Below are 10545 nucleotides of genomic sequence, written 5' to 3'. Positions count from 1 at the left end.
AAGGTGATGAGAGGAAACGGACGTAGGGGCCAATGGCAATTGGTCTTCTTGTATGATGCATATTGTATTGTGGTAAAATTTGGTGACAGAGGATACACCGTATGGGCCAATGGCAATTGGCCTTCTTACATGATACATATTGTATCACTGAATCCACCACAAAAAAGCAAAGAAGCGAAAAAACAAAAAAGCCTATAAAAAAAACGTCGTTTAACTAAGTTTAAACGACGTTTTTTATTATAAGGTTACCAAGCAAAGCTTTCTCTAGTTTCTACAAATACAGGGTCTAAAGGATGTAATTTAGGTACTAATGCGTGATAAGTTACATATTTAGATCGTCCACCTCTGTTTTGAAGGAATTCTACAAATAACGTATACTCATTGTATCGATTCTTCTTGTAGACATATTTGATGTCTTCCGTATTAGATTGTACCCAAAATTGACCAATAATTAGATCAAAGTATCTAAAATCAACAGCGGCATAACAACCTTCTACTAAATCTCTATAGTCTCGGGTATTCGTAATAATTGTAAATTCATTGCCTCTAAGGCTAGGAACAAACAAATTGTCTTTTGTATTATAGCAACCATATTGCTCTAGGCCTTCGGTTCTAATAAAGACATCCCTATCATAATAGTCGTCTGAAGCTGTACAACCTGCAAATAACAGGGCTACTCCTAAGTATAAACAGTATTTTTTTATCATAGCTTTTTATTTTAATTCGTTTGGAATGGTACAAACAGGTATTGGGTTTATTTTATGTTGATTGATTCGATTGAGTCGGGTGTAAATAGCGAATACTTCTTTTGCTCTCCCTTGAAAGTCCTCTAATTTTTTTCCTTGTTCTGCTGCTAGCATTGCTTGCTCTAATTCATCGTAATTGGCTCCTAGTTGATCTTCATCTGAGCGATCATCACCAAATAGACCATCTGTAGGTTTTGCTTGAATTATGCTTTGTGGAACTTGTAGGTGTTCACCAATTAAGCGTACTTGCGATTTTAATAAATCAGCAATAGGGCTAATATCTACACCTCCATCTCCATATTTAGTAAAAAATCCAACCCCAAAATCTTCGATCTTATTACCTGTACCTACTACCAAATAACCGTGTATACCTGCATAATAGTACAAGGTAGTCATACGTAATCTCGCTCTTGTATTCGCTAAAGTTAGGTTTAATAAGGATTCATTATCACTAGTAGGTAATTGTTGTTTAAACAACTCAAAGGTTGATGTTAAGTCCGATTCAACAGCACTAACATGATTGAAATTCTGTTTTAAAAAATCAAGGTGCTCTTTGGCTCTGCTAATTTGTGAGGCTGCTTGATGTATAGGCATTTCCACACAAAGTAAAGGCAATCCCGTTAAAGCACATAAGGTCGAAGTAACTGCAGAATCAATTCCGCCAGATATTCCAATAGTGAATCCCTTTATGCCACTTTCTTGTGCATAATTTTTAAGCCATTCGACAATGTACTGTGTTACTGCTTCGGTTTGAAAGTTTTGATTCATCTTAGAAAATTTGTGATTGATATGTAGTTCTTCTTTTTATATTTGTAGGTATTAGAAAATAATTCAAGAATACTATGTTCAAAATTAGTAAAATATCTTTACCCTTATTGGTGGTTTCTAGTTTTTTTGTGTTGAGTTGTGGTGATTCAAAAACGAAAGTAGACAAAGAAGTTGAACAAATCCCCATGGATGTTACGGTCGCTCGTTTTGACCAAGAATTTTATACAGGAAAGGATGAAGATTTTCAGCGTTTGAAAAAGCAATATCCTTACCTATTTCCTGCAAGTGTAGCTGACGAAGCTTGGTTAGAGAAGAAACAAGATACTATTTTTAAAGAACTTTATCAAGAAGTAACCCAACAATACAGCGATTTAAAATCTTTGCCAGAAGATTTGAAACGCTTGTTTCAGTATATTAAATATTATTATCCAGAAGAGTCAGATCACAAGAAAGTAATTACGCTTATTTCAGAAGTTGATGTAGCTGCAAAAGCAATTTATGCGGATACCTTAGCCTTGATTAGTTTGGATACGTATTTAGGGAAAGACCATCATTTTTATAAAGGATTTCCTGCGTACACGTTGACTACTTTTGAATCATCTCAAATTTTGCCAGATATGGCTGAAAGTTTTGTCATTCAAAAGTTGCCAAAAACAACGGATCGTACGTTTTTAGGAACGATGATTCACCAAGGGAAGTTGATGTATGCAAAAGAATTATTATTGCCAGGAGTACCTAAAGAATCGCTTATCACGTATACGAAGGAGCAATTGGATTGGTGTAAAGCAAATGAATCTCAGATTTGGCGTTATTTCGTGGATAATCAACTGTTTTTTGATACCGATGGTAAGCTCGTGACTCGTTTTATTGAGCCTGCGCCATTTAGCAAGTTTTACTTGGATATTGACAATGATTCACCTGGACGTGTTGGCGTTTGGATTGGTTGGCAAATTGTTCGTTCATTTATGGAAAATAATAACGTAACTTTGCAAGAACTTTTTGCAATGCCTGCAAAAGATATTTTTGAAAAATCAAAGTATAAACCGAAGAAGTAATGAGTAAAAATCACATTTCTGATATCAATATTAGAGTAGAATTAGATGAAAATCGCGTTCCAGATAAATTAACTTGGACGGCTAAAGATGGTGGAGTTGACAGAGCAAAATCCAAAGCAATGTTGTTGTCTATTTGGGATCATGCAGCACAAGAAACGTTGCGAATTGATTTGTGGACAAAAGATATGCCAGTAGATGAGATGAAAAAATTCTTTCATCAGACTTTAGTTGCGATGGCAGATACGTATGAACGTGCAACGGAAGATGAGAAAATGGCGGCAACAATGCGCGATTTCTGCGAGTATTTTGCTGAGAAAACCGATTTGATCGATAAATAATAGAAAAGAGGGTGTCCCAAAAGGTCACCCTCTTTATTTTTAGTATTCGTTTTTATAATTTTTTACCTTATGTTTGACAGATACAATGTTATCATTAGATTCATATGATGAGATATTTATTTTTAACCATGTTTCTGTTTTTTACTGTGTTTGTACACGCGCAACATAAACCAGAAGCGGTATTGGCCAATGAATTATACGATAAAATAGAGCAAAGGAATAGACCTTCCTTTATCGTGTATTGGAATCCCAACTGTGAAACCGGAGAAGAGAGTTTATTAGAATATCAAGAGGTAATTAATACCTATGGCTCGAAAATTGATATCTATGTGATTGGTCTTACTAATATGTTCGATTTAATCGCTGATATGTCAAAAAAAATTGGGCTCGATTATCCTTTGTATTATTTAGGAGGAGATAAATCCAGAAGTTTAAGGCTCCGAAAAGAGGAATTTTCAATTGAATTGCTGCGATTAATGAAGCAAGAGGGAGAGGATTTTGATACGATCTATATGCAAGATTTAGATCATGTAGAACAAGTGAATGATATTTTCGAAGTTGATTATACGAGGTTAAATGCCCTGTTTAAATAGGTTGTATAACGAGTAAACTTAAAATACAATGTGCAAGTTTTTATTGTGCACTTTCATTTTAAGCAATTGTATACATCAACTGGTTATTGAACGATATGTTTTTATGATTGATTATAGTACCATTAGGTTACAGCCGCGAATATCGGAATGATCAAATCGCCCTAATATTTCAAAACTACCATCTTCGTATTTCTTACCTAAATCTTGTGTAACGATAAAAGAACATGAATTGATGTTGGCTAAATCAATGACATTTACGCCTCCCGTTTTTCCATGTGCATCCAATAAAGTAAAAGGATCTTCTGGATCTCGGATGACAATATCCATCCAAGGTGGACATTGAAATACGCCATCACCTAAAGAATACCCTTGTGAAAGGAGTTCAGTCATACCATATTCAGAGTGAATTTTAGTCACGCCAAAACCTTTGCAAAGAATGGCATGCAGTTCTTCGCGAATCATTTCTTTGCGTTTCCCTTTCATACCTCCTGTTTCCATGATAATGGTATTGTTTAGCTCAAATTTATGCTGCTCAATAATGTCTAATAAGGCATAGGTAACACCTAGTAAAAGGACGTTTTTCCCTTCGCGATCTAAAAGTTCTAGGTTAGCGATGAGTTCCTCGTAGTTATGCAAGTAGAAGCCGCTCTCTGGATGACTAGATTGTTTGATAAAATCATCAGCCATATAAATCAAAGAAGATCCTTCTCTTTCCAAATAAGATGGCAATAGTGCTAAAACAACATAATCTTCAATTGGGCCATAAAAGTAAGAGAAACCCTTTCTAAAGCTTTCCTCATAGTAGTTTAAGTCCGTCACATGATGTTTACTTGTGATGGTTCCTGTGGTTCCGCTACTTGTAAAAGTGGTTTGTATGGGTGATGTACTGCTCAGTACATCTTTACTTTTAAAAAACTCAATAGGGAGGTAGGGCACTTGATTTAAGCTTCGAACTTCCGTAGGGGTTTTTCGAATGAGGTTACAAAATTCACGATACACCGGATTGTTCTCATATTGATAGCGATAAACTTTCATGGCTATTTTATGAAACTCTTTTCGGGTCTGTATGCTAATGATATCTTCTGGTGTAAACACAATTCAATTATTTGGTACAAAAATACAATAAAAAAAAGCATCAATGTTGAAATGATGCTTTAGATTTATAGGGTATATGTCTTTGTTATTTTACAATAAGCTTTCGCGTTGCAGTGGCATTATTTTCTTTGATTTTAATAATGTAAATCCCTGCTGTAATTGAACTAGGTAGTACTAGCTCTTTTGTGTTGAGTTGGGTAGCTAAAATTTTCTTGCCCATTACGTTGTAAATCTCAACTTCTTTCGCTTCATTTGTTTTGGTTTCTATGGTAATCTTTCCGTTTGTTTGAACTGGATTAGGGTAAATAGAAAGACCTTCAATTGTTTTCACAACTGCTGCTTTATTAGCAGACCCAGTATATGAACCAACTTGAGCGAAGCTCAGGCTAGTCATAAGTGCAAAGGCTGCAATAAAAAGATAGTTATAAAAGTAATTTTTAGTCATCCAAATGAAATTAATACTATAAAAGTAGTGAATATTTCTTATATGATAAAAAAAATATTTGCTTTTTTAGGGCAAATATTTTTTGTTAACATAAATTAATGACTTATTGTAAATTATAAGTATAAAAAATTAGATTCTTATAACCCTAATGTCCAGCCTTTTGTCCATTCTGGAGCGCTTGCACTATTTCCAGCACCTTGGTTTTCTCCTTCAACAAATACTCCATTTACATTTACTGACTCACCTGCTGTATTTTTACCTTTCGCTTTTTCAGTTACATCGATTAGTTTTACATTGCTTACTAATAATGAACCATTAGCAACATTCGCGATTGTTTCATCATGCTCTACATCGAAAGCTGTTTTCCATCCGCTTAATACTACGTTTTTCATTTTTCCTTTTGTACCTTCACGTAGTTTCATTGCTGTTCCTTCTCCTTTTACCGCTGCAATTAATGTAATTCCGTCAATTGTTGGGTTAGAATAAGGCTCTGCTGTTCTTGTTTTAGAGTTGTTATCTGCTTCAAATCCTTTATCAGCTGTTCCACTTTGTTTAGAATACCAGAATTTATTCTCTTGTCCATTCCATCCTTCTGTCCAGTCAAACTGATCATCATCGTTATGTGTAGATACTAAGTATTGTGCACTTACTGTTCCACCAAACCACTCAAATCCATCATCAGAACCTTCGTGTGCTTGTACATATTCGATTTTTGTTCCGCTTCCAACTCCGAATAAAGATAATCCGTTGAATTCTTTCTCACTGTTAAAGTTCGCCCCAGCGTACTCAATTCTCAAGTAACGGATAGATCCTGAATTGTCATTCGTTACATCTCCACCGTAAGTTAAATCAGAAACCTCTGCAGTAGCTGTTTTAGCTTTGTTGATTGGAGCTTTACCACATACTACTAAACCTCCCCAGCTTCCTCTTTTTTTCTCAAGAGCAGTCATAACAACTGGGTTTGTATTTGTTCCTTTTACGAAGATTTGTCCTCCTTGTGCTACTGCGATATAAGAAGATGTTCCTCCTGTACCGATAATTTCAACTCCTTCTTCAATGTTTAAGATGGCTCCATCTTCAACTACTAATTTTGTTGATAAGTTATATTTTTTATTTTTCTCTAAAGTAAGAGTTTGTCCTTTCTTCAATGTTTGTCCAATGTTCTCTGCTGGATTTGGACCTGGATTTCCTCCGTTGTCGTTTGAATTGTCGTCTGATCCACAGCTAACGAATAAAGCGGATACTAATGCGATTGATAATGCTGATTTGAATAATCTTTTCATAAAGTAATTGTGTTATTTTATTTTAACTGATACAAAGATGGTCTACTAAGATGAACTGACGGTTAGCACTTTATCATTGAATTGTTATGATATTAAAGCGGAATATTAATGAATTGTTACGAGGACATGGTTGGCAGTTTGCGGTTTACTGGTGCATGATTGGGAGATATTTTTAAAAAGGAGAATTTTTGCTCATCGCCTTACCATCTAGCTCATGGGGGTATATTTGTTTTCGTATTCGATGAATATATCTCACTTATTTTATATTGGTTTTGGTGTTCGATGAATATATCTCACTTTATTTTATATTGGTTTTGGTGTTCGATGAATCTACACTTCGTTTCGATTTTCACTTCGTTTCGATTTCACCACCTCACCAATCTCACCTTCACACCGCCTCTAGATTTTCACTTCGTTTCGATTTCACCACCTCACCAATCTCACCAATCTCACCGCCTCATCTTCACACCGCCTCTCGATTTTCAGAGAGGGTGAGATTGGTGAGCTGACGGGAGGGTTTTGCCCTTTTCCTCTTTCCAAAAAAAAAGCCTACGTAAAACGCAGGCTTTTTTGTGAACAGGGATATTCTTTTTTTTAGAACGTATATTTAAATCCTAAGCTAAAGTTTTGACCTAGCTTGTATGATTGTACCAACACATCTTGTGTTAGGTTTTCTTGTTTTCTTTCAATCGCTGGATCTAATAAGTTTCTCGCGTTAAAAGTCATTCCGAAATTTTTCGTGAAATCATATTTGAAAGTGAAATCTAAGAATCCGAAAGCTTTATCAACTAAGTTTCCGCTTTGTTCCGTTCCTAATGAATATAGTTTATCAGAGAAGTGTGCGTAAGATAGTGTTGCCATTAACTTTTGGTCATTTGCCCATTCTTTGATATATGAAATATCTGCATTTAGTAATAAATCTGACGCTCCTGTGAAACTTGCATTGTCATGTGTAAATGAAGTACTCAAATACTTGTTTTCGCGATTTACTTTTTCGTTGTCTAATTTTTGGTAGGTCTTCATGAAAGAAGCATTCAATCCTCCTGTAATTTTATTCGTCAATACCTCGTCAAAACTGAATAAGTTTTTGCGAACTTCAATTTCCAATCCTGCTGCATATCCATAATCTCCAGTATTAGCATATGTAATGTCATTTGATGAAGAAGCAGATACAATTTCGTTGATTGGGTTTTTAATGTATTTTCCAAAAACAGTAGCAGAGATTACTTCATCTGTTTGAGGGAAATATTCCCATTTTAAATCCGCATTGTAATCATCTGAAGCGTATAAATCAGGGTTACCCACTTTGATTTCCGTTACATCTTCATAGATAAAGCGCGCTCTTTCTTTGAATTGAGGTAAAGTATAGGTTTTAGATAAAGCAAAACGCAAGTTGTTGTTGTCGTTTACTTCATACTTTAAAGACAAACTTGGTAAGAAGGCATTCTTCGTAAATTTGTTGCTTGTTTTATCCGCATCTAGCTGTGTTTGCCACGTAACATCTTGAGAAATTGTTTCGAAACGAGCCCCTAATGATCCCGATAATTTATCAGTTAAACGGTATTCTACATTTACAAAACCAGCATGGATAAATAATTCTCCATCATAGGTTTGAGGTAATAAAGCATTAGGTGTTGCTGCCCCACCTCTAAAGGTATAGATATCAAAGTATCCGTTTGCAAAGTTCGATTGGTTGAAGAATTGATCTAAAGCATTTGGATTAATATTGTTGTTGTATTCTCTGTTGATTTGAAATACGAACTGAGTAGCTTTAAATTCTCTATCTTTTTTTCTGAAGTTATATCCTACAGTTAATTTTCCATCGTATAGGTTTTCTTCATTTTTCCCAAATTTATAATCTGCAGCAATATTAGCAGCTATTTCATTTTCTTTTAAATCTTCGTAATAACGGTTGTTGTCCGATCTTGAGTTAATTGAAAACTGGTAACTATCGCTGTCTTTTAATTTGTTTAGGGTGTATTGTTGTCTATCTGGTGTTTGTGCAGAGATGTTGTTGAATGCAGCTCCCCAGTTTAAATCCAATTGATCGTTTAATTTGTGATTACCTAATAATTGGTTGACCATTAATTGATCTTGACGATACGTTTGTCTGTTGATATAGGTATAATCCGAGTTATCTAATGTAATATCTCTTACATAGCCTTGGTACTCATCATTTTTCTCTTTCGAGTCATTGACAAATAAGAGGTTGTACTTGATTGAGTTAGAATCGTTGATGTCAAATTTAGCATTTAACATTCCCGTTGTGTTGGTGCTGTATTCGAAAGAATTTAAATTTAAATCTTTCGTGAATGAGTTTTGCGCTTGAGCTGTACGGGTAACGCCTTCTTTTTGTTTGAAGTTATTACCAAATGATGCTGTTGCGAATAAATGTAAAGCAGATCCGTTAGTAAAGAAAAAGGATTTACCTGTATTAATGTTTAATCCTGCTCCCCAAGGACTGCGGGTATCAGTTTGTGTTGAGTTTTTAAAGTTGTACCCTTTTAAGGCATTACCTGGTATTTTTGTATCCGAAAAACCAAAGAAACTACGATCAGATAATGTTTTGAAATTATCTTGTTTCACTGCATTGGTATTCATATTAGTACCTACACCCACTTCTACAAAACCTTCTCCGGAGTGATTTTTTGACATAATGTCGATATTTCCACCTGCGAAGTCTCCGTAGTTTCTTGCAAAATACGTTTTGTCGATGGCAATGTATTCTACGATATCTGTGGAGAAGATATTTAAATCAATGTTTTTCTTTTCTGGATCGTTTGAAGCTAAAGGAAGTCCATTTAGTGAAGTACTGTTGTAACGGTCACCTAATCCACGTACAAAAATAGTTCCTGTACCTTCTTGTTTCGCTACTCCTGTTGTTTTCGCTACTGCACTGGCTACATCACTTACCCCTTTTCTTGAAAGTTCTTGTGAACCAATATGCTGTTTCATCTCAACTGAACGTTGTTGCTCAATTAATAATGTCGCTTCTCTAGACTTAGATCGTGTCGCTTGTACAACAACACCTTCTAGTTGTACACTTTCTGAAATTAAGTCAATTGTAATTTCAACTGTTTCGTTTGCTTTTACTTCAATAGCTTTATCAGCGGAAGTATAACCTACATAGTTAAAGGTTAACGTTTGTTTCCCTTCAGGTACTTCAAGAGTAAAAAAACCATCTAAATCCGTATTGACTCCTTGTGTTGTTCCTTTTATACTTACAGACGCAAAGGCTAGTGGTTCTTTTGTTGCTGAATCTTGTAAAATTCCTTTAATCGTTCCATTAGATGCCCCAATTACTTGGCTAATAAATAATAGGGCGAATAATAACTTTGATTTCATATTTATTATTTTATTTAAGCTAGTGCAAAGAACAAGCGTAAATATGTCTTGTGTGTTATCGCTATTTTAACACATTTTACGGTAAACGTTATTAAATCGTTACCAGATTAAATAATTGTAAACTTTACTTCACATAATGTATTATCTTTATCTTTGAACTGATTTATAACACACACAGATAAAGAATGAAAAATTCAGACATTAAAGTCTTATTAGTTGATGATGAACAAGATATCATTGAAATCATCAGTTATAATTTAGAAAAAGAAGGCTATCAAGTTAGTACAGCAAGGAATGGGAAAGAGGCAATAGAAAAGGCAAAAAAGGAACTTCCTCACCTGATTATCTTGGATGTTATGATGCCAGAGATGGACGGAATGGAAGCTTGTGAAAACATTCGAAAAATTGACAGCTTACAGCATGTAATCATTACATTTTTAACCGCAAGAGGGGAAGATTATTCTCAAGTGGCTGGATTTGATGCAGGTGCAGATGATTACATTACGAAACCAGTAAAACCTAAGGTTTTAATGAGTAAGGTTAAAGCTTTATTGCGTCGATTGAAAAATGTAGAAGAAGCTGAAAATGGAGATATTATTCAAATTGGCAATATTGAAATTAACCGAGATGAGTATAAAATCTTAATTGATGGTGTAGAATTGTCTTTACCTAGAAAGGAATTTGAATTGTTGTATTTGTTAGCATCAAAACCAGGAAAAGTATTTACGAGAGAAGAGATTTTAGATCGTGTATGGGGGAATGAAGTAGTTGTAGGTGGAAGAACGATTGACGTACACATCCGTAAATTAAGAGAGAAAGTAGGAGATGATTGTTTTAAAACAATTAAAGGGGTTGGATATAAATTAGATATGTAATT

Annotated in this window: 11 protein-coding genes; 5 read left to right on the top strand and 6 right to left on the bottom strand. The window is 34.8% G+C overall.

Features of this window, described 5'->3' with window-relative positions:
* On the top strand, positions 1-198 hold a 198-nt coding region (locus tag ACUTSE_RS12385; RefSeq protein ID WP_445640440.1), incomplete at its 5' end, for a hypothetical protein.
* A gap of 47 nt (positions 199-245) precedes the next feature.
* Here ACUTSE_RS12385 and ACUTSE_RS12380 read toward each other — a convergent pair.
* Positions 246-707 carry a hypothetical protein gene (locus tag ACUTSE_RS12380; RefSeq protein ID WP_445640439.1) on the bottom strand — a complete coding sequence of 154 codons (462 nt, stop codon included), beginning with the start codon at positions 705-707 and terminating at the stop codon, positions 246-248.
* Between the two features lie 6 nt (positions 708-713).
* The gene (nadE, locus tag ACUTSE_RS12375) at positions 714-1514 is read right to left on the bottom strand and encodes an NAD(+) synthase (RefSeq protein WP_445640438.1); all 801 of its coding nucleotides are present in this window, start codon (positions 1512-1514) and stop codon (positions 714-716) included.
* 74 nt (positions 1515-1588) lie between these two features.
* On the opposite strand from nadE, the gene gldB reads away from it, so the two are divergent.
* The 3 genes from gldB (at position 1589) to ACUTSE_RS12360 (ending at position 3500) form a co-directional block, all read left to right on the top strand.
* A complete protein-coding gene (gene gldB, locus ACUTSE_RS12370; protein WP_445640437.1) occupies positions 1589-2569 on the top strand; it encodes a gliding motility lipoprotein GldB in 981 nt (326 codons plus the stop codon).
* The gene (gene gldC / locus ACUTSE_RS12365) at positions 2569-2907 is read left to right on the top strand and encodes a gliding motility protein GldC (protein ID WP_115091901.1); all 339 of its coding nucleotides are present in this window, start codon (positions 2569-2571) and stop codon (positions 2905-2907) included. The genes gldB and gldC overlap by 1 nt, the downstream gene beginning before the upstream one ends.
* 104 nt (positions 2908-3011) lie before the next feature.
* Positions 3012-3500, top strand: coding sequence for a hypothetical protein (locus tag ACUTSE_RS12360; protein ID WP_445640436.1), 489 nt, complete (start codon positions 3012-3014; stop codon positions 3498-3500).
* A 111-nt stretch (positions 3501-3611) separates the two neighbouring features.
* Here the strand turns inward: ACUTSE_RS12360 and ACUTSE_RS12355 are convergent, their stop codons facing one another.
* The 4 genes from ACUTSE_RS12355 to ACUTSE_RS12340 all read right to left on the bottom strand — a co-directional run bounded on the left by ACUTSE_RS12355 (position 3612) and on the right by ACUTSE_RS12340 (position 9668).
* Entirely contained in the window at positions 3612-4595 is a 984-nt protein-coding gene (locus tag ACUTSE_RS12355) for a LuxE/PaaK family acyltransferase (RefSeq protein ID WP_445640435.1), read from the bottom strand.
* Between the two features lie 85 nt (positions 4596-4680).
* On the bottom strand, positions 4681-5040 hold the full coding sequence (locus ACUTSE_RS12350) for a T9SS type A sorting domain-containing protein (protein ID WP_002987949.1): 360 nt from the start codon (positions 5038-5040) through the stop codon (positions 4681-4683).
* 137 nt (positions 5041-5177) lie between these two features.
* Positions 5178-6323, bottom strand: a complete 1146-nt coding sequence (locus ACUTSE_RS12345) for a hypothetical protein (RefSeq protein WP_445640434.1) — start codon at positions 6321-6323, stop codon at positions 5178-5180.
* A gap of 594 nt (positions 6324-6917) precedes the next feature.
* Positions 6918-9668: a TonB-dependent receptor domain-containing protein gene (locus ACUTSE_RS12340; protein WP_445640433.1), complete on the bottom strand. Its 2751-nt coding sequence runs from the start codon at positions 9666-9668 to the stop codon at positions 6918-6920.
* A 185-nt stretch (positions 9669-9853) separates the two neighbouring features.
* Between ACUTSE_RS12340 and ACUTSE_RS12335 the strand changes: the two genes are divergently transcribed.
* Positions 9854-10543 carry a response regulator transcription factor gene (locus tag ACUTSE_RS12335; RefSeq protein ID WP_002987945.1) on the top strand — a complete coding sequence of 230 codons (690 nt, stop codon included), beginning with the start codon at positions 9854-9856 and terminating at the stop codon, positions 10541-10543.
* Positions 10544-10545 lie beyond the last annotated feature (2 nt).

Source organism: Myroides sp. TSA_177.3, from assembly GCF_052691955.1.
This window is presented reverse-complemented; position numbering and strand designations above follow the sequence as displayed.

Excerpts from the sequence above, each read along its gene's own strand:
- ACUTSE_RS12335 (WP_002987945.1), top strand. The coding sequence starts at position 9,854 with ATGAAAAATTCAGACATTAAAGTCTTATTAGTTGATGATGAACAAGAT.
- ACUTSE_RS12360 (WP_445640436.1), top strand. The coding sequence starts at position 3,012 with ATGATGAGATATTTATTTTTAACCATGTTTCTGTTTTTTACTGTGTTT.
- ACUTSE_RS12345 (WP_445640434.1), bottom strand. The coding sequence starts at position 6,323 with ATGAAAAGATTATTCAAATCAGCATTATCAATCGCATTAGTATCCGCT.
- gldC (WP_115091901.1), top strand. The coding sequence starts at position 2,569 with ATGAGTAAAAATCACATTTCTGATATCAATATTAGAGTAGAATTAGAT.
- gldB (WP_445640437.1), top strand. The coding sequence starts at position 1,589 with ATGTTCAAAATTAGTAAAATATCTTTACCCTTATTGGTGGTTTCTAGT.
- ACUTSE_RS12350 (WP_002987949.1), bottom strand. The coding sequence starts at position 5,040 with ATGACTAAAAATTACTTTTATAACTATCTTTTTATTGCAGCCTTTGCA.
- ACUTSE_RS12340 (WP_445640433.1), bottom strand. The coding sequence starts at position 9,668 with ATGAAATCAAAGTTATTATTCGCCCTATTATTTATTAGCCAAGTAATT.
- ACUTSE_RS12380 (WP_445640439.1), bottom strand. The coding sequence starts at position 707 with ATGATAAAAAAATACTGTTTATACTTAGGAGTAGCCCTGTTATTTGCA.
- nadE (WP_445640438.1), bottom strand. The coding sequence starts at position 1,514 with ATGAATCAAAACTTTCAAACCGAAGCAGTAACACAGTACATTGTCGAA.